The following is a 22,624-nucleotide window of genomic DNA, read 5'->3' on the forward strand; positions in this document are numbered from 1 at the left end:
TGCGATGTTCAGCTTTCGCTCTCGTCGTTATGCGCCTTCGAGCGCGGCGGCATGCCGGCCTGCCATTGATCGACGCTCGTCAGACGCTTGCCCATGCTGTCGTGGCGCGCGGGATTGAGCTTCTCCGTACGACGCTGCGGCGCGGCATGACGCGGCGCATAGGCATGACCGAGCGCATGCGCTTGCACCTGCGCCTTCTTGCGCTTGAGGAATGGGCAGCGGTCCTTGGCGGCGATGTTTTCATCGGTCAGGAAATACTGCTTCCATTCGAGATTGCCGGGATCGCCGTAAAAGCCGAGATCCGGGTGCGCGCTCACGTCGTCCCATGTTTCAAGGCGTTTTCTCACCTGATTGCGGGCCTCGCGGCCGATCACCTTGTTGGTGATGGTGTCCACGAACACGCTGCGCGGCTGGAACAGCAAGACCATGCCCGGACCGAGATTGCGGCTGTGACGCACCTCGAAGGTCGGCAACGCGCACACCACGAACATCTGCACGCCCGCGAACGAGAACTCCCATTCTTCCTGCGACGGATCGGGCTGCTTGTCCGCTTCGGGATCCGGATCGACATCGTGCAGATGTTGCAGCGTCTGCCAGAAGAGGTCCCGATACTGCTCGTGCGTCAAGGGCTCGTCGTCCGGTTCGAAGAACACGGCGATGTTGTTGCGCCGAAACTCCGTACGGGACGCCAATGTCGAGAAGGTCTGCATCGTCGCGGGCAGGTCGCGAATGTCCTTGCCGTTCACCCACGCATAGAACATCTCGCCGCGCCGCTCGGCAATGGTGCCGAAGAAGCACGGGTATTCCGGATGCATCACCTGCTCGCGCAGCGTCGCATACGAACCCGCGAGCCACGCAGGCGCCTGTGCCGCCGCGCCGGTGCGGGTTCCCGAAATCACGCGGCTGGTCCAGTCACTGGCATCGAAGTGCGCGACGTCATCGTTTGATTGCATTGTCATTCCTGTTGGTCAACACCACCCATGCGACGAGCGCCGTGTGCCGTTCATTGCGCCACTGAGCAAAGCGTGGCCGGCGCGCCTCGTCGATGCCCTATTCCAAGGGCTTTTCGTGCTGCTCGATTTGTGGGGTGCGTCTGCCGACGCTTTCTGTCGAAGCGCCTGGAATGTCACGCGGATGCGTGCGCGTCGAGTTCGTCGACCAGCGCCTGAACCCAGTCGTCGGGAATGATCGGCTGATGGTAGGTACATTCCGGCGAGGTGACGGTCGAGCCGTGCAGGCGTCCGTCCGGAATCAGCACCATGTCGCCCGGATGCATGTCGAGCTGCATGCCGACATTGCCCCAGAACAGCATGTCGCCTTCCTGAATGGTGACCAGCCGATGATCGTTGTGGACATGCGTGGTCGAACACATTTCCAGCGGTTCCACGAAGGTCTCGCGATCGATATCCGGGCATTCGCGATCGATCCGCGCGCTGATTCGGTGCGCGAACTCCACGTAGCGCCGGATGGCCGACAGCCAGCGCAATTGTTCACCCAGATCCCAGCGCGCACGTTCGGCCAGACGCTCGCCCGCGATCACACCCTGCACGGCCTGCGCGACTGCAGCGCCGCCGACCTGTTGCGCGGCGTGTTCGAGCGCCTGCGTGAAGCGCGCCGCCAGTTCGGCACGACGCACGACAACATCCGCGGGCTGGCGACTGGTCGGCTGAAGATGCGCACACGCCTTCTCCAGTCCAATGCCGAACGCGAGCCACTCGGCCTCTGCTGCAAAGGCCGCGCCAACGAACGCAAAGGCACGGTCCGGCCTGCGCGCGAGCGCATAGAGCAGGTTGCATTTGGCGAGACTCGTCGGCAGATAGAACTGCCAGTACGCATGCTGCTCGCGCGTGAGACCCGCAAAGCCAGCAACGCGGCGCAGCAGCGCATCGTTGGGAAGATCGCCTGACAGCGTCGGGCGAGCGTCCACGGGCAGGCTGTCGAAAAATCCGCTCGCGCTGGCTCGCGCCAGGGCGCGACGCTTTGACAAGGCCAGCGACCAGCGCTGAACCATGATGAAGCGCAATCCTTCTTCGAGATAGTCCTGACGCATCAGATGGGCAAAACTACGCTCCCAAAAAGCACTTTCTTCATTGACGATCTGCATCAAGCGCGCGGCAGCGGCGTCCGGGCTTTCGGTCGAATCGGCGTCGGGCGAGAGATACTCGAATGCATACGCTTCGAGGAAAGGCGCAATCTGCGCACCGAGCGCGCGAGTGTCGTCGCGATAGAAATCGGCATAACGCGACCATTCCGCTGCGCTCGTATTGTTCGGCAGACGCGCCACATCGAGTTCATAGATCGACAGCAGCGTACGGTTCGACGCCAGCGCAGGCAGGCGGCTGACGTTATGGTTGCGCACCGGCTTCCTGAACTTGAGGAACTCGAAATCCTCCGGACGCAGCGGGCGCCGATGATAGTCGCTGTCCAGCACCAGCTCATCGACCGTCGCGCTGCGATACGGCGTGGCGGCGGCGAACTGCCGGATGAGCGAGAGATAGTGCTCGCTCTTTCCATCGAAGGAACTGAAGTCGAAAAGCGGTGGCACGGGCTGCGTCATGATGTGGATGTCCTTTCTTTGCTTGCGTTGCTTGAATGTCCTGGACCGCTGCTATCGGCTATCGGCTATCGGCTATCGGCCGGTCATGGCGACGAGCACGCGGCGCTTGCCCTTGAACGGCGCGCGACCGTGCGACATCAGCACGTTGTCGAGCGCGAGGAGATCGTTCGGCTGCCAGGGAAACGACAGCATGGTGTCGCGGTACACGGCGCGGATTTCATCGAGCATCGCGGTGTCGATCGGCGTGCCGTCGCCAAAGCAGGTGTTACGCGGCAGGCGGTCTTCATCGACGATCTCGAGCAGCGCTTCGCGCACGTCGTCCGGCAGGTTCGATACGTGAAACAGATGCGCCTGGTTGAACCACACCGTCTCGCCGGTGCGTGGATGGACCAGTTCGGACTGGCACACCTGGCGCGTGCGCAAGGCTTCGCCATCGTCGAGCCATTCGAATGCAATCCGGTTGGCGCGGCAATAGCGTTCGACTTCCGCACGGTCTTCGGTGCCGAACACCTGTTCCCACGGCACATCCAGACCGTTGCCAAAATTGCGCACGTACATGATCTGCTTCGATGCGAACAGCCGGCGCAACGCCGGATCGAGCAGTTGATAGACGACGCGGCTGTCGGCAACCGGCGTCGCGCCGTTTTCTTCGGCGGCGATATCGCAGTAGAAGAAAATCGACTCCGGCCAGCGCAGCGTATACGATTGTTCGTTATGCTGATCGATCCATTGGTCAGCCGGATATTCGGTCGAAGAGAATACGGCCCCACCGATCCGGCTGCGCGGCGTGGAGCCGAACTCATAGGCCTGCAAGGTTTCGCCGAACAGCGACGCAAAGCGGTCGAGTCCTTGCGAGCCCCACGGGGCGAATTCGCGCAGCAGCACGCCGCCGTATTCGCGCTTCGCCCGTTCGATGCGTGCCTGCAAGGCGCTGGCGCAGGCATCGGGCAGCTCGCCTTCGGCCGGGCGCAGTTCGAGCACGCGCGTACCGTAATGTTCGATCACGCGCTCGTGCAGCGCGATTTCCGGGGTGTTGATCAGTGCGTCCATAACTCGGGCTGTTGCGTGCGAAGCTCTGCCAGCGTCGATGCGACGATGGCCAGCACCGCGCCCAGCTTCTCCTCGATGAAGAAATGCCCGCCGTCGAAGCGATGCACCGTGCAGCGGTGTCGCGTCTCGTGCGACCACGCATTCACGTCGTCGCGATTTGCCGTGGCGCTGTCGCCGTCGCCGATGAACACATCGATCGGACACGCAAGCGGCTCACCGCGCGCCTGCACGGGATAGGTGCCGCACAGATGAAAGTCTGCGCGCAGCACGGGCAACATGAAATCGACGAACTCGCGGTCCTCGAGCAAGGCCTCGGGCGTGGCGCCGAGCTTGCGCAGGCGCTCGATCATGGCGTCGCGCGGGCACGTGAGCCAATGATCCTCACGCGCACGCCGCGAAGGCGCGACACAGGCCGACACGCCGAACCACACCGGCTGCCTTCCCGTCCTGCGTTCGATCTCGCGAATCAGTTCGATGCCGGTGAGCGCGCCCATGCTGTGACCCATCACGGCATAGGGAACGTTTGCGTCGAGTTGCGCGAGAACGCGGGTGGCGAGCGCATCGGTCAGATCGGGCCATGCCGTGTGCGGCGGCAGCGCGCGCAGTGCGCCGTGACCGGGCAGATCCTGCGCCCGCACGCGTGCGCCGAACGGCAAGGCTTGCGCCCAGCGCCGGTACAAGAGCGCGTGGCCGCCTGCGTGCGGCAGGCAGATCAGGTCCACGGGCTGCATGGCCGTGTCGCCGACGAATGCGCTCATTGCTTCAGTGCGCCGTGCGCGCCGCCCGCTTCGCGTCCTCGTCGGCCATATGCTTGCGCAGGCTGAGCGGTCGCATGTCGGTCCACACCTCGTCGATATACGCGAGGCAATCCGCCTTGTTGCCGGACTTGCCGACGGCGCGCCATCCCGCCGGAATCGCCTTGAAATCCGGCCAGATCGAATACTGTTCCTCGTCGTTCATGACGACGTGGAAGGTGGTGGTGTCATCGCCCCAGCTCATTCTCTGCTCCTCGATAGTTACGTTTAATTCAGAATCATTCACGCAGATGACGACACGATGAAGCAGGCCGTCGAATCTTCGTGCGGGTTACTCACCCTTCACACGACTTTTTACGTGAAATTCTTGTGAAAACCTTACTACGCGTAAACGCGAATCGTTTCTATTTAGATTGAGCACGTTAGAGGGTTGAGGGCAGGAAGTCAAGACATCGAGGCCGATATCGATATTCATTTGGGTGCTAACGACCGGGCTATCCGACGGCTTTCCGGTCGCCAGATAAAGTCCCGGTGCGGCTCGCCGAGGTGAGATGAGGGTTTACCGCGTAAATGAGAATTGTTTATACTCAGCGGCCGACGGCGAACCGGCCCAACGCGGCCCGTCACGATGCTTCATGTGACCTCGCTGCAGATCCCATTATTCGAACACTCAATGAGACGCCTCCAACGCGGACCCTTTCGGTTTGTTCTCCTGCTCGCTCTTGTCTTTCTTGCGGTTCTGTTCTGGGCGCTGCTGCTTCGGATCACTGAACATATCGATACCGTGAAGGTCGGGCGCGGCAATATCGAGTCGAGCGTGGCCGCGCTCGGTACGCTGCAGCCGCACAGCTATGTCGATATCGGCTCGCAGGCCTCGGGCGAAATCCGCCGCATCGGCGTGCAGCCGGGCGATGTGGTCAGGAAGGGCCAGTTGCTCGTCGAGATCGATCCGAGCGTGCAGCAGGCGAAATACGATGTGGACCGCTCCGCCCTCACCAGCCTGCGCGCGAAACTCGCGAGCGAGCAGGCGAAGTTCGCCTTCACGCAGCATCAGTACGAACGTCAGCGCCGCATGATGTCCGAAGGCTCCACACGCGACGAAGACCTGCAAAGCGCCTACGCCGCGCAGCAGGAATCGCGCGCGAATCTCGACGATCTGCGCGCGGGAATCGAAGGCGCCCGCGCCACGCTCTCCGGCGACGAGGCCCAGCTCGGCTACACCAAAATCTACGCGCCGATGTCCGGCACCATCGTCACGCTGGATGCACGCGAAGGGCAGACGCTCAACGCGACCTATCAGACACCGATCATCCTGCGGATCGCCGATCTCTCGACCATGACGGTATGGACGCAGGTCTCGGAAGCCGATGTGCTGAAGGTCAGGCCCGGCATGCCGGTCTATTTCACGACGCTCGGCGCGGATGACCACCGCTGGACCGGCACGGTCCGGCAAATCCTGCCCGCGCCGCCGAACACCGCCGCGCCTTCGGCCGATGGCCAGTTGCCGCCCGCCGCCAGCGCCAACAACACCGGCAAGGTGGTGCTCTACACCGTGCTGTTCGACGTGCGCAACGAGAGCAACCAACTGCTGCCGCAAATGAGCGCGCTGGTGTTCTTCGTCGCGCAGGAGGCGCACGACGTGGTGGTCGCGCCTTTGTCGGCACTCAAGCCGGCCGACGATTCGAAGTCCCGCTACACCGCGCAAGTGCTGGATGACGGACACGTGGTCACGCGGCAGGTCAGCGTCGGCGTGCACGACCGGCTGAACGCCGAAGTACGCTCGGGCCTCGCGCCCGGCGACCAGCTCGTCACCGGCATCCGCCGTTTGCGCGCCGCCGACGGCAAGTTCCAATGGTGAGCCCGCTGATCGAGCTGCGCGAGGTGCACAAGTCCTATGGCGGCCACGGCGAAGAGCCGCCCGTCGACGTGCTGCGCGGCGTGTCGCTGTCCATCGAGGCGGGCGAGTTCGTCGCGATCGTTGGGGCATCGGGTTCGGGCAAGTCGACGCTCATGCATATCCTCGGTTGTCTCGATCGCCCTACATCGGGCAGTTATCGCTTCGCGGGGCAGGACGTGACGAGCTTCGGCGCGGACGAACTCGCGTGGCTGCGGCGCGAGGCCTTCGGCTTCGTGTTTCAGGGCTATCACCTGATCGGAACCGAATCGGCACGCGAGAACGTCGAAGTGCCTGCGGTCTATTCCGGCGTGAAACCCGATGCACGCCGCGCCCGCGCCACCGAACTGCTGGCGCGGCTGAGACTGGCCGAAAGGCTCGAACATCGACCGAACCAGTTGTCGGGCGGTCAGCAGCAGCGCGTGTCGATCGGCCGCGCGCTGATGAACGGCGGCCATATCCTGCTGGCCGACGAGCCGACCGGCGCGCTGGATTCGAAGAGCGGCGCCGAAGTCATGACCCTGCTCGACGAGCTGTCGGCGGCGGGTCATACCATCATCCTCATTACGCACGACCGGCAGGTGGCGGCGCGCGCGCGGCGCGTGATCGAGATTCGCGATGGCGAGATCGTCGCGGATTCGGCGCACGCGAGCACGGAGCCCTTGTCGCGCGAAGGCGTGCTCGATGCGCAAAGCCTGCTCGGCTCGATGTCCTCGTCCTCGGCGCGCACCGCCTCGTTCATCGCCGATGCCAGCGAAGCGCTGCGGGCCGCGTGGCGCGTGGTGTGGATCAACCGCTTTCGCACCTTGCTGACGCTGCTCGGCATCATCATTGGTGTGGCCTCGGTGATCGTCATGCTCGCGATCGGGCGCGGCACGGAGCGCGAAGTGATCGCCAAGATGGCGAGCTTCGGCACCAATCGCATGTATGTGACGCCCGGCGGCGACAATGCGCGCGGCCCCGGCAGCACGCTCGACATGAGCGATGTGGCGCGCGTCGCGCAGATCCCGAATGTCGGCGTGGCGATGCCTTTTCTGATGGGCCAGGTGACGCTGCGTCACGGCAACGCCGATATCCACACCAACCTGTGGGCGGTGAGCCCCGACGCCTCGCGCGTGCTCAACTGGACGCCGGTGCACGGCGTGTTCTTCGACGACGACGACGAGCGCCGCCTCGCCACCGTCACGCTGATCGGCAAGCGCGTGCGCGAAAAGCTGTTCGGCGCGGCGAACCCGGTGGGCGCGCATATTCTGGTCAACAACGTACCGTTTCTGGTGATCGGCGAACTCGAAGAAAAAGGCGCGACCTCGGGCGATGCCGACGACGACGACGTGATCCTCGTGCCCTACTCCACCGGTGCGCGCCGCGTGCTCGGCACCACGCATCTTTCTTGGATTTCCGTGCTGATCGACGAACTCGATCTCGCCGCCGAGACCGCGACGCAGATCGGCAACGTGCTCGAACGCGCGCATCACATGCGCGATTTCCAGATCTACAACCGCGCCGCGTCGGTCAAAGCGCAGACCGAAACGCAGGACATGCTCACGCTGATGCTCGGCCTGATCGCAGGCATTTCGCTGCTGGTCGGCGGCATCGGCGTGATGAACATCATGTTGATGACGGTCAAGGAGCGCACGCGCGAGATCGGCATCCGCATCGCAACGGGCGCGCGCCAGCGGGATATCCTGCGGCAGTTCCTGACCGAGGCGACGCTCGTATCGGGCATCGGCGGGGCGCTGGGCGTCGTGATCGGCGTGCTGATCGGCGCGGTGCTGATCGCCGCCAACGTGCCGACGATCTTCTCGGTGCGGGCGATCCTCGGGGCCTTCGCGTGCGCGCTCGCCACCGGTCTGGTGTTCGGCTTCATGCCCGCGCGCAAGGCGGCACGGCTCGATCCGGTCGTAGCGCTGTCGAGCGAGTGAGGATGCGATGAAACGACGTCTGCCACTCATTTCGCCGCTCGCCTTGCCGCTCATCTTGTCCGCGTGCCTGAGCAATCCGCCACCGCCCGCCGCCGATGTCGCGGTGCCGGCGACTTACCGCTTCCCATCGTCCTCGACTACCGGCGATGCCGTCAGCGCCGACTGGTGGCGCGGCTTCGGCAGCGACGAACTGGACCGGCTGGTTGCGCAGGCTTCGACCAGCAATTACGACGTCGCCGCCGCCATCGCACGCGTAAAACAGGCGCGCGCCAGTGCGACCATCGCCGGCGCGGCGCGTCTGCCGAACGTCAGCGCGTTCGCCGATGCCAGCCGTCAGGGCGGCTTCATGGTCAACAACGACCTGCCGAGCGGCAGCGCTTTCGACGCGGGCCTGCTTGCCAGCTACGAAATCGATTTCTGGGGAAAAAACCGCGCCACCAGCGATGCCGCCCTCGCACGGATGCGGGCGTCGGAATTCGACCGCGCGACCGTGCAGGTCACGCTGAGCGCCGATGTCGCGAATGCGTGGCTCCAGACCGTCGCGCTGCGCCAACGCGAAGGGATCGCGCAAGGCAATCTAGATACCGCGCGCGGCGTTCTGCGCACGGTCGAATCGCAGTACCGCGCGGGCTTCGTCACCGCGCTCGATGCCGCGCAGCAGCGCACGCTGGTCGCCGCACAGCAACGCGCGGTGGCGCAACTGCGTCAGCAGGCGGGCGACAGCGAAGCGCAACTCGCGATCCTGCTCGGCGTACCGGCGTCCGGCTTCACAATCGGCACCCGCTCGCTCGATGCCGTGCGCGCGCCGGCCATCGATGCGGGCGTGCCGTCAACACTGCTGACGCGGCGGCCCGATATCGCCTACAGCGAAGCGCAACTCGTCGCCGCCCACGCGGATGTCGCCGCCGCGCGCGCCGCAATGTTCCCGACCATCACGCTGTCGGCGTCCTTCGGCACCGGCAGCGACCGCGCGCGACGCATCTTCGACAATCCGCTCTACACCGTCGCAGCAGGCCTCACGGCGCCGATCTTCGACGCGGGCTTGCTGGCCGCCGGACGCGATCTCGCGGTCGCGCAACAGGAGGAATTGCTGGCCGCATACCGGCACGCCATCGTCACAAGTTTCGCGGATGTCGAACGCGCGCTGAACGCCACCGCCGGTGCGGACGCGCAAGGGCAAGCCCAGGACGACGAACTGCGCGAAGCCCGCCGCACGATCGAACTCGCGCAGAGCCGTTACCGTGCGGGCGCGGAAACCGCGCTCACCGTGCTGGACGCGCAACGCACGCTCTACACTGCCGAGGACGAGCGCGTGCAGGTGCGTCTCGCGCGGCTACAGGCGGCGGTGTCGACGTATCGCGCGCTGGGTGGCGGCTGGCGTGCGAACGATGCGCGCTGATGATGCGTTCACACGGCATGCACCGATGTCAAAAAGCATCCCGGAACGTGAACTCGAATCCGGCCCTGGGCGCATACGCGCGACTTACGTGAACTCGAATCCGGCCCTGGGCGCATACGCGCGACTTGTTTCCCACGCCCATGGCGGCAAACGCGTTTTACCCGAACGTCAGCCCGTCATCGACACGCGAATTTGCGCGCTCGCCGAGCATGGTATCGAGCGGCTCGTTCGGCCAGCGCTCGTCACGCTCGGCCTGTGTCTGGACGATGGTCGTGATCGGACAGCGCGCGCACGGCTTGACCATGCGCAGAACGATGCCGTCGGAAATTAGCGTATCGACGAAATCCTCTTCGATCGCGACGAGTCCCGATACCACCCCGTCGGGCCGGAAGCGATCCATCGGAATGGCGGGTTCGCCCTTTTTTGCGCAAGGCGCGCGTCGAGGTTGTCGAGCCAAGCCTCGTCGATGACGACGGGCCGGCTACTTATGGAACTTGCATCAATCTTCTCGAGCCCAAAAGCGCCGCAAGCTCGCCGAACAGCCTAGCCGAAACCGGCAGTTGCACCCTCGTCGCAGCGCGGAGACAGTCGGGCCGAATAGATACGCAAATGCGAATGATTTGCAATTAGACACGTTTTGGCCGATCATCTGGGTCTCTCAAGCGAATCTTCCGCCGAACATGGATACCGTTTTGTCGCCTAAAGCCGCACGGGACACCCAGGGCGCAGACCTCGCCGCTCAACGCCGGCAGGACGCCGACACCGTGCTGCGATCCCTGCTCTCGCGCCAGTCACACTGGCCGCTCGTCGAACCCGCACCGGGCGATGAAGAACTCGCGCTTATCGTCGACGCGGCATTGCGCGCACCCGATCACGGCCGCCTGCGTCCCTGGCGCTTCGTGCTGGTCCGTGGCGACGCGCGCGAGGCGCTGGGCCAAGTGCTCGTCGATGCCGCCCGCGCCCGCGCCCCGGCTGAACCGGCGGAAACGCATGAACATCGCCGGCAGCGCGCGACGGCCGCACCGCTTGTCATCGCGCTCGGCGCGGCGGTGGATCCTGCATCGCATATTCCGGAGGTCGAGCAACTGCTGTCGGTCGGCGCGGCCGCCATGAACATGCTCAACGCCATTCATGCGCTCGGTTACGGCGGCTTCTGGGCGACCGGCGCGGATGCCTACGATGCGCTTCTGCATCAAGCACTCGACTTCGATGCCAATGAACGCCTGTTGGGTTTCCTGTTCGTCGGCACGCCGAAACCACAGTCGCGCAGCGCCAAACGCCCCGCGTGCGCCGCGCATCTGCGCGAATGGACCGGCGTCGGGCACACGCAGGCCATCATTTCCGCGGTGAGCGAATCATGAGTATCAGCATGCTCCCGATGCGCGGCCCGTCCCTGCTCGACGATGCATTCGAGCAATTTCCCGATGCCGACGATCAACTCGTGACCGACGCCGTGCGCGCGTGGTTTCGCCCCGACTGCGATGCGGTGCGCGGGCGCAAGACCTGGCAGGACGTGTTGCTCGACGCGGGTCTGTCGCGCGACGGCCTGCAATGTTTCGACCTGTTGATGGGGGAATGGTCGATCGCGGCCCGGCGCCCGCTCGACGTCCGCTGCCGCTGCTCGTCCGAACTCTCCTACGACGAAACCCAGTTGCTTCAGGTGCTCGCGCATTTCCAGTCGCACGATATCGTGTCGGCGCGCAGCCTGCTGAATGCCTGGTTCTCGTCGGGCGAGATCGTGTCGCTTTCGCACATCGCACACTGCTTCGCGATGACGCTCTTCGATGTCGGCGTGCCACTGCGCAATCGTGAACGCCGCGTCACCTATCTGCAATGAACACGATGATCGAAAGCACGACGCTTGCTGCCGTCGAATCGCTGCGCGAAAAGGAGTGCCGTGAGACCGCGTTCAGGCGTGCACTCGCCCCGCGTTTCGTCGCTCATCCGCTGAATTTTCATGCCGATGCGAAGCCCCTGCTCGTAGAAGCGGGATCGGTCTGCCTGTGGCGCTTTCGGCCCGAATGGAAGCGGCTGGACAAGACCGAGGGCATGGCGAGTCTGTCGAAAAACGAAGCCTCGCGCGTGGCGCGCTTTGCGAAATCACCGGCGAGCAAGCGCTTCGCGGTGCAGCGAGCCGTGCTCCGCACTCTGCTCTCGGGCATAACCGGCATCGATGCGGGCGAAATCGATCTGGTGGAGGACGTCGATGGCGGCGTGACGGTGGCATCGCACATAGGCGAGCTTCATATCGGCATTGCGCATGCGGGCTTGTGGATCATCGTCGGACTTCGCGTGCGAAGCTCGGGCTGGGCGCGGCCATCGAGACCTTCCTCAATGTCAAGGCGGAACACAGCCCGCATGCATGGACCGCGCTGCGTGCGCAGGTGCGTCATGCGAGCCTGTTTAACGCCGGCGTGCGCGTTGCGGACGAAATGGGCGACGACGCGCTGTTCGATTCCGACGACGCCTCGTATTCCTTCGTCGATGGCGCGCAAACCTGGCATCTCGCCGACGTGCCGATGATGGAACTGACCTTGCTGAGCGTCGCCGCGCCGTATCCGCTGGGCTGCGTGCACGGCTTCGGCTGGACCAGTAACATCAGTTCACGGCGACGGCCAGCAAGCGTTCTTTAGCTATCCTCATACCGTTGTTCCGGCGTACGCGAAAAGATCTTACCCCGATTGAGCATCCCGAGCGGATCGAGCGCGGCCTTGATCGCCCGCATCGTCGCATTATCGGTTTCGCAGGTGCTCTGGGAAAGAAACGCGCGCTTCTTCGAGCGGATGCTATGTTCCGCAGTTTGGGTCTGAATTGCCCATGACGCGACCTGGCCAGCCAGTTGAATTAGCGCCGATGTACGTCATCCTGGCGTCGCAAGAATCAAGCTACGTCAAAGGCGAAGTCTACGGCGTGACCGGCGGCAATCCGATCTCTCAACAAGCACGGATGCCGGTTCATTTGTTTGAGTGGCCACACTCGCACGACAGTCCTCCGCTGGGACGGGAACGCGCGAGGACCTCGACTGAAGCGAATTCCCGACGACGTCTTTGTCTGAGCCGCAACACGTTGTGCCAGTCGCGAAGGCCGGCGACTTGACCGGCAGCTAATTCGTCGCGTTTTTTCTAAGGCACCGGAAAGCAATGCCATGAGCGGGCGCCTTTGCTCCTCGTCGTTGCTTTGCCACCAAGGCGCCGAAACGTTGGCGTTGCGCATATGTGCGAGTGGCGTATCAGGCCGGTCTTAGAGCAAACTAGCCGTTCGAACGACCGCTGACAGGCTTAGACGGACGGCACCAACCTGGAAGCCCCCTGCCGGACAGCGATCGCTGCTCTTCGGCCATAGCCGACCTTCGCCGGTTACGAACTGTGTAGCTGCAGCCCGTCTGTTTGCGGTCATGCGCCGGCTTGTACCGCTGAACCAAACTCGGCAGGCGCAAATGAGTCTTCACGATGTCTAACGGTCATTCGATTGCCTTTGCTCAGAAGGCGGCGGACGGCCGAAAATGGCCCAGAGCGTGCCAAAACGCGTAGCCACTGGGAATTGACGAAACCTGTCTCGGCGCGCAACGCTGCTGGTCGATTGCGGCAACCCGAACGTCGAATCACAGCCGCACATATCGCAGAGGCTCAACAAGCCCGTACGGGCTTCACGTCCGCATCGCATTTATTAGCGCTTCTGAACCGAGTAGTTTGATCACCCGCTTCATGTTATACGCCAGCACGTGCAAGCTCATCTCCGTGCTCACCCGCCCGATGGTCCGTGTCAGGAAATGAGTGGCGCCCATCCATGCCTTGATCGTGCCGAACGGGTGCTCGACAGTCTGCCGCCGGATGCGCATCATCTCAGGCGCATGATCAAGTCGCACCTGCATCTCATCAAGAACAGCTTCGTGTTCCCAGCGCGTCACGCGCCGTTGAGGACCTGGTGTGCAGTCGCCTTTTAGCGGACATTGCTGGCAATTCGAACTCCAGTACTTACTGATCTTCAGGCCGCGCTCAACGGTTGAGAATCGCCAGATGAGCCGCTCGCCCGCTGGACACCGATATTCTTTTGTCCTGGCGTCGTAAATGAAGTCTTCCTTGCCGAACCGGCCATGAGCCGTTGCGCTCGATGTCACCGTCTTTGGAACGAACACGGTTATTCCGGCCTGATGGCATGCAAGTATCTCCTCGCTCTTGTAGTAGCCGCGATCCGCAACTGCGGTGAGCTTGTCGACGCCCATCTCTGTACGGGCAAGCTTCACCATCAATGCCAACTGATCACGATCAATGCCATCTGATCGTCACGACGTGCGCGACGATCAGATGGTGCTTCGTGTCTACCGCCGTCTGGATGTTATAGCCGACGACTCCGGTTCCTTGCGTCTTCATCGAACGGGCATCCGGGTCCGTGAGCGATCCCTGTCGGTCGGGTGCCTCGTTCAGCTTGACCTCGATTGCCTTGAGGCTTTGCATCTGTTCCTTCAAGGCTGCAATCTTTTCCCGTAGTCGCTCTGTTCTGGCCTTCGCGATTGCAGGCTCCTGACGATCCGCCGTATCCATCGCCTCGAGATAGCGGGCGATACTTGATTCGATGTCGCGCATGCGTCGTTCGAGCTTGGCGCTGGTGAAGTTGCGGTCGCGATTGTTCACCGCCTTGAACTTGCTGCCATCTATCGCAACGAACGCTTCGCCGAACAGGTCAAGACGCTGGCAGAGCATGACGAACTGACGACAGACGCTGCGGATTGCTTTGCCATTGTCCTTACGGAACCGCGCAATGGTCTTGAAGTTCGGCGCAAGGCGGCCCGTGAGCCACATTAGTTCGACGTTGCGCTGAGCCTCGCGTTCAAGGCGACGGCTGGATTGAATACGGTTCAGGTAACCGTAAATGTAGATCTTGAGCATTACCTCCGGATGATACGAAGGTCGACCCGTCAGCGCTGGCTCAACACCTTCAAATCCGAGCTTCTGAAGATCGAGCTCGTCTACAAAAACGTCGACTACGCGCACGGGATTGGTGTCCGTCACGTAGTCGTCATGTGCTTCAGGGAGGAGAAAGCTTTGTGTGCGACTGTCGCCTTGAACGAACCGCTTCATCTCGCTCACCCTCCGCTGTCGGATGAGCTATTTTACCGCGCCAAAACGGCGTTTTGACACGCTCTAGGCCGAACTCGGCGGTCCCCGCCACGCTCCGCACTGCTGGTGGGCGTTAGCCGAGATTCGGTATGGCCCGATTTATCTTTCTTTTTATGTAAAATACAGTCTATATTTGACGCGTGTTCTGCCGCACACCGCGGTTAGCCACGACGATTTTTCACGAGCTGCTCCCGCCTACGCGCGAGCCGAGTCTTCTCTTGACTTATGCCGTACTCCGCTTCAGCCGCAGTGACTACGCCGGTGATCGAGCCTGTAAGATCCACGCGCACATTGCCCTCTACGAGACAGGCCCAATAGCGCCCGCCACGACACCAGAGCTTGACGCTGTTGCGAGCATCTCGCTCGCTTAATCCAAGCGATGCTGCTCGGGCAAGCACATCCTTCAGGATCCCAACCTTGAGCGGAACCTTTGGCGCGCGATTATGCGGAAAGGCGTGCGGGAAATGTCGTTGCAGCGTGGACACCGCACGCACAGCTGCCGCAGCAGAGGTTTGCAGAGGCTTTGGTATCGGCTTAATTTCCCTTTTGACGTCCACTGGCGGCAAAGAAGCAACAGTTTTGCTGTTCGCGCCTTGGTTCAGCTGCGCTTTGAGCGCAGTGAGCTGTTCGCATCCCATGGTGCGTGCCTGAAAATCAACAGGCTAATTTTACCAGCCGCCTTCGAACATCGCCGCCGTCAGTTCGCGTCCTCGCTACTCCGCTTTGCCGTCGCGCCGCGAGTCCGGCACCTAGATCCGTACCGGCGCAGGCCGTCCAGACAAAGGGCAAACAGATGTTGCAGATGTTGCAGATGTTGCAGATGTTGCACTTATTGCAGTTATCGCGTACTCTGGTTTAGAAAACTAAATGAGGGGTATCCCATGGCAACGACCAATCGAATCCGCGAGGTGTCTCCGCCTCCGATGAGTCAGCATGATCTCGAAATGGCGCGCGTTGCACAGCGTTGCATCATGGAAGCGCTCGACCACTCACGTGCGGCTGCGATTACATTGACGACTGACACGGGCGAGCATCCGTCTATCGACGTGCCTCCAGCGGCGCTCAAGCTAATTGGTCAGCTTCTGGGCGCGATGAGCGAAGGGCGTCCGATCTCGGTCGTGCCAAGCCAGAAAGAGTTCACGACCGTCGAAGCAGCGCACTTCCTCAACGTTTCACGGCCTTTCGTGATCAAGGAAATCGAAGCGGGAAGACTTCCGCATCGGATGGTCGGGACGCATCGGCGAGTTGCTTTTGGAGATCTGATGGACTACGCCAATCAAATGCGCGAACGGCAAGAATCTGCATTGGACCGTATGGCAGACAACGCACGCGATCTCGGCCTGGATTACTGATGGCGGGGAATGCGCGTTACACGGCCATACTTGATGCTTGTGTGCTCTACTCTATCGTCGAGACGGATGCGCTGCTGAGTCTGGCGACGGCTGGTCTTTTCAGCGCCAAATGGTCGAGCAGAATCGAAGAAGAATGGATGCTGGCGCTTGTACAGCGTCGCCCGGATCTGAAGGACAGGCTGTGGGTGAGACGAGACGCAATGCGCGACGCCGTACCCGACTGGCAAGTGCTCGATGAAGCGTGGTCTCCGCTGGTCAAAAGTCTCAACCTCCCCGACGCTAACGACAGGCATGTCCTAGCGGCCGCCTTAGCCGGTCATGCGGATTGCATCGTCACCGCAAATGTCCGCGATTTCCCTCCAAGCGCTGTTACGCCGTATGGGATCGAAATCGTACATCCCGACCGATTCATCGTGAACCAATGGGATCTTGAGCCGCTAGCCGCGATCTCATCATTTAAACGAATGCGTGCTCGCCGCAAACGACCGCAAAGTTCAGTGGAAGAATTCGCGACAGTGCTCGAGCAAAATGAGCTGCCGATGACCGCTCAGCGAATTCGTGAAGCTGGCGAATTGATCTAGCGCCCCGCAGCGCTCGTGCAAGGACCCTGCTCCGCCGTGGGTTTCCAATGTGTTCGCTCTGATCTAACATTTAGTACAACGTTAGATGTTGCCGCTAAGTTCAAATCTATGGCCAGCCCGAATTTTGCAACCTCTGGTTTTGACAGTGTGTGGCTTGCGCAAATCTATCCGGAATCGTGCCGGACGCTCGTCCGTTGTTCCGAGATGAAAACCGCACCAGTCGAACCTCAAAATGTCGGCAGCTGCTAATGAGCTGTAGAACTTGTCAGGTTATTCGTCCGGTCGCTGAGCCGTTGGCCATCAAACTCCAGCAGTCGCAAAACCTGGTTAGCAAAATCTCAACTTTTGTGAATCAACAACGAACCTTGATATTCCGTATGCTTCGTCAGAACGGCCCAAGCGATCCGAGCAAGCTTGTTGGCAAGCGCGCATGCAACCACATTCGAGTGTCGTCGAATCAACATCGAACGAATCCAATCTCCAAGCCTGTCGTTACGTTTTTGCACGCGCTGTATGACAGCACGCGCGCCTTGCACGAGCAGACGGCGCAGATGTTTGTCACCGCGTTTGCTGATGCCGCATAAGGTCGTTCGTCCGCCCGTGCTTTTCTGACGTGGGACTAGTCCGATCGATGCGGCAAAATTTCTTCCACCCGCATACTGTGTGATGCTTCCGATCTCAGATGCGAGCAAGCTTGCCGTGATGGTGCCAATCCCCGGAATTGAAAGCAATCGAGCGGCGTTTTCGTCCTCGCGAAGCTGCGCGACCAGTTCCTTCTCGATTTCGACAACTTGGGCGTCAAGATATTTATAGTGTTCGTGCAGTCGTTGAATGATTTGGAGAAGCCTCGACGGGAGATCATTGATCGCGATGACATCAGGCAAACGACGCAAGGTTACTTTGGAAATTGGCACCACGACGCCAAATTCGAGCAAGATACCGTGAATTCGATTGATGGTGGCCGTACGCTCCGTTACCAAACCCTCACGCGTTCGATGTAGTGCGGCTAGAAGTTGCTGGGCTTCCGTTCGAGGCTCGACGAAGCGCATTGCTGGTCGGGATGCGGCTTCACAGATCGCCTCAGCATCAATGTAGTCATTCTTATTGCTCTTCACAAACGGCCGCACATATTGCGGCGAAATCAGCTTGCTCGCGTGCCCCATCGCATTCAGCTTGCGTGCTAGCCAGTGTGAACCAGCACAAGCTTCCATGACGACAGTAACGGCTTTGAGATTGCTGAAGAAGGAAAGCAACTGCTGACGCGAAAGCTTCTTGCGAAAGACCGCATGGCCCTTCGCATCCTGCCCGTGAACGTGAAACACATGCTTGCCCAGATCGATGCCGATCAGCGTGACCTCGTCCATGTCACCCTCCATCTACGTTGGATCGAACCTCTCATAGTAGGACGATCGCTGGGTTCGGGCTGGCCATTTCATTATGTCGGGGTCACCGCTAAATAGAGATGTCGTGTTTTGAACGGATGATTTGCTTGTTTGCCTTTAGGTTTCGGGGTTGGGGCGGCGCAGCCGCCCCCCGTTCCCTCATTGCTTTTGCGCTGACTTTGAGAATCGCTTCGTTCATGTCGGCGATGCTCAGTGCGCGTTGCTTCTTCAGGCCTTCGAGCGCCTTCTTGGCTCGAACCTGTTCCCCTCGATGCGTGCGTGACGGTGCGTCACAGGCACGGCGATCATCTCGTTTGGCCTGCACAAGGCGCGCGACTTCGAGCGCGTACGCCAATCGCTTGTTCTCGACTTCGGCACCCTGATTGACCCGAGCAATGCGGTCATAGGTGGCGTAGATGAGCACTTCGCCGTCGGCCTGCACCTCGACCTGACCATTCGGATATTCGACCACTTCGACCTGCTGGTGAATCAGCGTGCGATTCGCAGGAGTGTCCTCCAGCAAATACATTACGCGGTCGTATTGCACCGCCAGCGCGTGCGTGACCTTGCGCCAGACGCGATGCGCCAGAAGCTGCCTGAGATCGTCGTCTGCATGCAGCCTCCGGTGGGCATCGTGATCGCTGCGTGGCGGCTTGCCAAAGCGTTGATTGAAATCGGCGATGAAGCAGGGCGCGTAGGCGTTAGCGGCTTCCCACGTGCTGATGCCACGCAAACGCAACTCCTTGACCAGCCGATCTTGCAAGGTCAAATTGGCACGCTCCACGCGGCCCTTGGCCTGACTCGTGTTTGCGCAAAATGCGTCGATGTTGAGCTCGTACAAGGCTCGACCGAATTGCGTCACGCCTTTGCCCGCCGTGCTCGAACGGTTCTTGACATAGAACACACTGGCCTTGTCGCTGTAGAACGCCATCGGTTTGCCGTGTGCGCGCAGGTACTTCGACAGCGCCTCGAAATTGAAGCGCACCTGGAATTTCGGAGACGTTTTTGCTGGAGTTACGCTGCCATCGGCATTCCAGCGATTCGTTCATAGTAGCGGGCTTCCGCTTCGGCCGGTGGGATGTTGCCGATCGGCTCAAGCAGGCGTCGGTGATTAAACCAGTCCACCCATTCAAGCGTGGCGAGTTCAACCGCCTGCACGTTACGCCATGGTCCGCGACGATGAATAACTTCTGCCTTGTAAAGGCCGTTGATCGTTTCGGCGAGTGCGTTATCGTATGAATCTCCGACGCTGCCGACTGACGGTTCGATTCCTGCTTCGGCTAGACGCTCCGTATACCGAATTGAAACGTATTGCGACCCGCGGTCCGAATGATGTACCAAACGGTTACTTTCGGCTGGTCGGCGCTCATGTACCGCCTGCTCCAGCGCGTCCAACACGAAGTCAGTACGCGCTGAGCTTGACACTCTCCAGCCTACGATGCGTCGCGCGAACACATCAACGATGAAGGCAACATAAGCGAAGCCTTGCCAGGTGGCCACGAAGGTGAAATCTGACACCCACAGCGCGTTCGGCCTTGACGCTTTGAACTGCCGCTGGACGTGATCAAGCGGGCACGGTGTGTTTCGCTCGCTGACGGTGGTTCGAATCGATCTGCCGCGCCGCACACCTTGCAGCCCGAGCCGCTTCATCAGTCGCTCGACAGTACACCGTGCGAGCTTGAATCCTTCGCGCAATAGCTGCCGCCAAACCTTGCGCGCACCATATACCCGAAAGTTCTCTTCCCATACACGCCGGATATGCTGACACAGCAGTGCATCGCGCTGCGCGCGCGGCGGCAGCCGACGCGGATCAGCGCGTCGAGACGAATGAAGGTAATACGTCGACGGGGCGATCGGCAGCACCCTGCAGATCGGCTCGACCCCATACGCCGACCGGTGATCGTCAATGAAGGCAATCATCACTTCGGTCGGCGGTCGAGCTCCGCCTGTGCGAAATATGCCGAGGCCTTGCGCAGGATTTCATTGGCCTGACGCAGTTCCCGGACTTCACGTTCAAGCTCGCGGATGCGGTCCTGCTCCTGCGTCTTGGGGCCCGCGCGCAGACCACGATCGCTCTCAGCCTGACGAACCCAGTTTCTTAACGTTTCGCGTGAGCAACCCATCTTGGCGGCAATCGACTGGATTGCTTCCCATTGCGTCGCGTACTCCGCACGATGCTCGAACACCATACGAACCGCGCGCTCACGCACTTCCGCCGAATATTTCGGCGCCGTCTTCCGTTTTGCTTTGTCGAGGTTTTCCATGACTCTATTCTCTCAGGAGTAAAGGTCTCCGGAAAACCCGGTGCGCTTCAGTCGGCGGCGTTCCGCAATCTCGATGCTGACGCGCGCAAGGATCTGACCACGCGTTACGATGCTCTGTGCGCCCACTACGGCATGCAGCCCACACGCAACAACCGTGGCGTTGCCCACGAGAACGGCTCTATCGAGAGCCCTCATGGCCACCTCAAGAGCGCGGTGCGTGATGCGTTGCTTCTGCGCGGCAGTCACGACTTCGAGAATCTCGGTTCTTATCGCCGCTTCATCGACGAGATTGTCGGTCGAATCAACGCGCGCAACGGCAAACGCATCGAACTCGAGCGGGCACTCCTTCAGCCGCTTCCGGTCCAGCGTACGTGTGATTACGAGGAAACGCGCGTGTACGTCACAACCACCTGCGGCTTCGTCCTGCGCAAGGTGTTTTATACCGTCCCGTCACGGTTGATCGGCCATCACCTGCGCGTACGCCTGTACGACGACCGGCTGGAACTGTTTCTGGGCGGCACAGCCCTCATGACACTGCAGCGCGGCCGCGCGGGTCCCAACGGCAAGCACGGCCATGTCATCAACTACCGGCACGTCATCCACGCGCTGCGCCGCAAGCCCATGGCGCTGCTCAACCTGGTCTACCGCGATCAGATCTTTCCGCGCGAGGCGTATCGACTGACCTTCGATCGCCTGCTTGAGGAGCTCCCGCAGCGCCAGGCATGCAGGACCATGGTTGAACTGCTCGGCCTCGCCCACGAGCACAACTGCGAAGCGCAACTGGTTCAGGCTCTGCAGCAGTGCTTGGACGATGGACACTTACCCGACTTGGACGCATTGTGTTCTCGTTTCGAAGCGAAGCGCACGAACAGCATGCCGGAAGTAAATGTCCAACTGGCACCGCTGAGCGACTACGAAGCCCTGCTTGATATGGTAACGGAGGTGACGGCATGAGTCTCGACATCGATGCTACCCGCCTGTCGCTGCTGCTCAACGATTTGCGGTTGCCCGCCATCAAGCAGATCTGGTCCAGCTTTGCCGAGCGCTCCGACACGGAAGGCTGGCCGGCAGCGCGCCTGCTGATGGCGCTGGCCGAACACGAGATCGCCGAGCGCGATCGACGCCGGGTCGAACGTCACCTCAGGGACGCCAAGCTCCTGCCGGGCAAGACATTGGAGAACTTCGATTTCGACGCGGTGCCAATGGTGTCGCGCGCGCACGTCTCGGCGCTTTGCGCGGGCGACGGCTGGTTGAGGAACGGCACCAACCTGATTCTTCTGGGGCCGAGCGGCGGGGGCAAATCGCACTTGTCGTCGGCGATCGGACTGAGCCTGCTGGAGAAGGGCTGGAAGGTCCTCTTCGCTCGCACTACCGACCTCGTGCAACGGTTGCAGGTCGCGCGCCGCGAGCTCGCACTTGAGTCCGCCATCAATCGGCTGGATCGCTTCGACTTGGTCATCCTGGACGATTTCGCCTATGTCAGCAAGGATCAAGCAGAGACGTCGGTGCTGTTCGAGCTCATCAGCGCCCGGTATGAGCACCGTTCCCTTTGCATAACGGCCAACCAGCCGTTTGGCGAATGGGACAAGGTTTTCCCCGACAGAGCCATGACGGTGGCCGCCGTCGACCGGCTGGTCCACCACTCGACCATCTTCGAGCTGAACGTCGAAAGCTACCGTCGCCGAACTGCCCTGCAGCGCAAGCAGCAGAGGCCGGGGCGCCCGGCCAGTAGAGCGACACCAAAGAACATTGGCGTGCCACCGACACAGGAGGATCAGCACGGCATCAACTTCACCGAATGACCCGCTATTCTCATCCTGATTGACGCGCGGTTGTACATCCTGATTGTCGCGCTGGCAGAGTAACTGCGACGTCACCATTACACAGCAATCCTCAGCTACCAAGGGCTTCAGATTGATTGTCGCGCTACACCCACTTGCCCGCGTCAATCAACGCCGCGCGTCAATCAACAAACGCTTGCCAGCGTCAATCAACATCGGCATCATCAATTCTGCCGCGACATTCTCAACTTGATTGTCGCGCGTCTCTCATCCGGATTGTCGCGCCACATGCAGTACCAATGCCGAGTCGATCACCTCGACGCTCAGCAGATTCATGCTGGGCACGCTCGGCGCGGCTTCGAGTGCAGGGACGGCCAGCTTACCTTCACGGTATTGCTTGCGCCATCCGAACACCACATTGGCGTCGATGTCGTGCCGTCGCGCGACAATCGACACCGACATGCCGGGTTCCAATGTCTCCCCGATCACCTGCTGCTTGAATTCTTGCGCATACGTGCGACGGGGATGCGTACGGCCCGCTGCGTTCGACATAGCTGACTGTCTCCGTCA

The 22,624-nt window shown here is 61.3% G+C and carries 21 protein-coding genes, 3 pseudogenes and 1 other annotated feature; of the genes and pseudogenes, 10 read left to right on the forward strand and 14 right to left on the reverse strand.

All coding sequences use genetic code 11. The features are described from left to right. Nucleotides 1–8 precede the first annotated feature (8 nt). The 5 genes from ACYQ47_RS18180 to ACYQ47_RS18200 all read right to left on the reverse strand — a co-directional run bounded on the left by ACYQ47_RS18180 (nt 9) and on the right by ACYQ47_RS18200 (nt 4,606). A complete protein-coding gene (locus ACYQ47_RS18180) occupies nt 9–953 on the reverse strand; it encodes a YqcI/YcgG family protein (RefSeq protein ID WP_459906307.1) in 945 nt (314 codons plus the stop codon). 173 nt (nt 954–1,126) lie between these two features. Beyond that, entirely contained in the window at nt 1,127–2,557 is a 1,431-nt protein-coding gene (locus ACYQ47_RS18185; RefSeq protein ID WP_459906308.1) for a cupin domain-containing protein, read from the reverse strand. 72 nt (nt 2,558–2,629) lie between these two features. Continuing rightward, entirely contained in the window at nt 2,630–3,607 is a 978-nt protein-coding gene (locus ACYQ47_RS18190) for a TauD/TfdA family dioxygenase (RefSeq protein WP_459906310.1), read from the reverse strand. Continuing rightward, entirely contained in the window at nt 3,595–4,365 is a 771-nt protein-coding gene (locus ACYQ47_RS18195) for a thioesterase II family protein (protein ID WP_459906311.1), read from the reverse strand. The genes ACYQ47_RS18190 and ACYQ47_RS18195 overlap by 13 nt, the downstream gene beginning before the upstream one ends. A gap of 4 nt (nt 4,366–4,369) precedes the next feature. Continuing rightward, complete coding sequence (locus ACYQ47_RS18200) at nt 4,370–4,606, reverse strand: MbtH family protein (protein ID WP_459906312.1); 237 nt, start codon at nt 4,604–4,606, stop codon at nt 4,370–4,372. A gap of 429 nt (nt 4,607–5,035) precedes the next feature. On the opposite strand from ACYQ47_RS18200, the gene ACYQ47_RS18205 reads away from it, so the two are divergent. The 3 genes from ACYQ47_RS18205 to ACYQ47_RS18215 are packed head-to-tail and all read left to right on the forward strand — an operon-like array spanning nt 5,036 to nt 9,577. Continuing rightward, nucleotides 5,036–6,220, forward strand: coding sequence for an efflux RND transporter periplasmic adaptor subunit (locus ACYQ47_RS18205; RefSeq protein ID WP_459906313.1), 1,185 nt, complete (start codon nt 5,036–5,038; stop codon nt 6,218–6,220). Then, complete coding sequence (locus ACYQ47_RS18210) at nt 6,214–8,178, forward strand: MacB family efflux pump subunit (protein ID WP_459906314.1); 1,965 nt, start codon at nt 6,214–6,216, stop codon at nt 8,176–8,178. The genes ACYQ47_RS18205 and ACYQ47_RS18210 overlap by 7 nt, the downstream gene beginning before the upstream one ends. Before the next feature lie 7 nt (nt 8,179–8,185). Then, nucleotides 8,186–9,577 (forward strand): efflux transporter outer membrane subunit, encoded by a 1,392-nt coding sequence (locus ACYQ47_RS18215; protein ID WP_459906315.1) that lies wholly within the window; start codon nt 8,186–8,188, stop codon nt 9,575–9,577. 157 nt (nt 9,578–9,734) lie between these two features. Here the strand turns inward: ACYQ47_RS18215 and ACYQ47_RS18220 are convergent, their stop codons facing one another. After that, nucleotides 9,735–10,034, reverse strand: coding sequence for an MOSC domain-containing protein (locus ACYQ47_RS18220; protein WP_459906317.1), 300 nt, complete (start codon nt 10,032–10,034; stop codon nt 9,735–9,737). A 223-nt stretch (nt 10,035–10,257) separates the two neighbouring features. Here ACYQ47_RS18220 and ACYQ47_RS18225 point away from each other — a divergent pair, with 223 nt between their 5' ends. Together ACYQ47_RS18225 and ACYQ47_RS18230 are read left to right on the forward strand one after the other, a co-directional pair. Beyond that, nucleotides 10,258–10,938, forward strand: coding sequence for a nitroreductase family protein (locus ACYQ47_RS18225; RefSeq protein ID WP_459906319.1), 681 nt, complete (start codon nt 10,258–10,260; stop codon nt 10,936–10,938). Further along, a complete protein-coding gene (locus ACYQ47_RS18230; protein WP_459906320.1) occupies nt 10,935–11,414 on the forward strand; it encodes a hypothetical protein in 480 nt (159 codons plus the stop codon). Before ACYQ47_RS18225 ends, ACYQ47_RS18230 begins: the two co-directional genes overlap by 4 nt. 263 nt (nt 11,415–11,677) lie before the next feature. Here ACYQ47_RS18230 and ACYQ47_RS18235 read toward each other — a convergent pair whose 3' ends face one another. Beyond that, nucleotides 11,678–11,839 (reverse strand): hypothetical protein, encoded by a 162-nt coding sequence (locus tag ACYQ47_RS18235; RefSeq protein WP_459906321.1) that lies wholly within the window; start codon nt 11,837–11,839, stop codon nt 11,678–11,680. A gap of 8 nt (nt 11,840–11,847) precedes the next feature. Here ACYQ47_RS18235 and ACYQ47_RS18240 point away from each other — a divergent pair, with 8 nt between their 5' ends. Next, entirely contained in the window at nt 11,848–12,210 is a 363-nt protein-coding gene (locus ACYQ47_RS18240) for a hypothetical protein (RefSeq protein WP_459906322.1), read from the forward strand. Here ACYQ47_RS18240 and ACYQ47_RS18245 read toward each other — a convergent pair. The 3 genes and pseudogenes from ACYQ47_RS18245 to ACYQ47_RS18255 form a co-directional block, all read right to left on the reverse strand. After that, a complete protein-coding gene (locus ACYQ47_RS18245) occupies nt 12,207–12,422 on the reverse strand; it encodes an FAD-linked oxidase C-terminal domain-containing protein (RefSeq protein WP_459906516.1) in 216 nt (71 codons plus the stop codon). The genes ACYQ47_RS18240 and ACYQ47_RS18245 overlap by 4 nt on opposite strands. 801 nt (nt 12,423–13,223) lie before the next feature. Beyond that, a pseudogene (locus ACYQ47_RS18250) lies at nt 13,224–14,655 on the reverse strand (IS1182 family transposase). Between the two features lie 200 nt (nt 14,656–14,855). Further along, the gene (locus ACYQ47_RS18255; protein WP_459906323.1) at nt 14,856–15,332 is read right to left on the reverse strand and encodes a ProQ/FinO family protein; all 477 of its coding nucleotides are present in this window, start codon (nt 15,330–15,332) and stop codon (nt 14,856–14,858) included. A 243-nt stretch (nt 15,333–15,575) separates the two neighbouring features. On the opposite strand from ACYQ47_RS18255, the gene ACYQ47_RS18260 reads away from it, so the two are divergent. Beyond that, complete coding sequence (locus ACYQ47_RS18260) at nt 15,576–16,046, forward strand: excisionase family DNA-binding protein (RefSeq protein WP_459906324.1); 471 nt, start codon at nt 15,576–15,578, stop codon at nt 16,044–16,046. Then, the gene (locus ACYQ47_RS18265; RefSeq protein ID WP_459906325.1) at nt 16,046–16,627 is read left to right on the forward strand and encodes a PIN domain-containing protein; all 582 of its coding nucleotides are present in this window, start codon (nt 16,046–16,048) and stop codon (nt 16,625–16,627) included. The genes ACYQ47_RS18260 and ACYQ47_RS18265 overlap by 1 nt, the downstream gene beginning before the upstream one ends. 338 nt (nt 16,628–16,965) lie before the next feature. On the opposite strand, the gene ACYQ47_RS18270 is transcribed toward ACYQ47_RS18265, so the two are convergent. From ACYQ47_RS18270 to ACYQ47_RS18280, 3 genes and pseudogenes are all read right to left on the reverse strand, one after another. Then, entirely contained in the window at nt 16,966–17,991 is a 1,026-nt protein-coding gene (locus ACYQ47_RS18270; RefSeq protein ID WP_459906326.1) for an IS110 family RNA-guided transposase, read from the reverse strand. 88 nt (nt 17,992–18,079) lie between these two features. Next, a pseudogene (locus ACYQ47_RS18275) lies at nt 18,080–18,982 on the reverse strand (transposase family protein); the annotation flags it as partial. A gap of 41 nt (nt 18,983–19,023) precedes the next feature. Beyond that, nucleotides 19,024–20,273 (reverse strand): IS3 family transposase gene (locus ACYQ47_RS18280; protein ID WP_459906072.1). Its coding sequence is split into 2 segments (ribosomal slippage): nt 19,024–19,958 and nt 19,958–20,273, totalling 1,251 coding nucleotides; the frame shifts between segments, so codons are not numbered across the junction. Further along, nucleotides 19,855–19,971 (reverse strand) — a sequence feature (AL1L pseudoknot). (Overlaps the previous gene by 117 nt.) Nucleotides 20,274–20,324: 51 nt before the next feature. On the opposite strand from ACYQ47_RS18280, the pseudogene ACYQ47_RS18285 reads away from it, so the two are divergent. Together ACYQ47_RS18285 and istB are read left to right on the forward strand one after the other, a co-directional pair. After that, nucleotides 20,325–21,227, forward strand: a pseudogene (locus ACYQ47_RS18285) (IS21 family transposase); the annotation flags it as partial. Beyond that, nucleotides 21,224–22,075 carry an IS21-like element helper ATPase IstB gene (gene istB / locus ACYQ47_RS18290; protein ID WP_459905954.1) on the forward strand — a complete coding sequence of 284 codons (852 nt, stop codon included), beginning with the start codon at nt 21,224–21,226 and terminating at the stop codon, nt 22,073–22,075. The pseudogene ACYQ47_RS18285 and the gene istB, both read left to right, overlap by 4 nt. A gap of 246 nt (nt 22,076–22,321) precedes the next feature. Here istB and ACYQ47_RS18295 read toward each other — a convergent pair whose 3' ends face one another. Continuing rightward, entirely contained in the window at nt 22,322–22,606 is a 285-nt protein-coding gene (locus tag ACYQ47_RS18295) for a transposase (protein WP_459906328.1), read from the reverse strand. Nucleotides 22,607–22,624: the final 18 nt, after the last annotated feature.

It is taken from the genome of Caballeronia sp. HLA56, assembly GCF_054655155.1.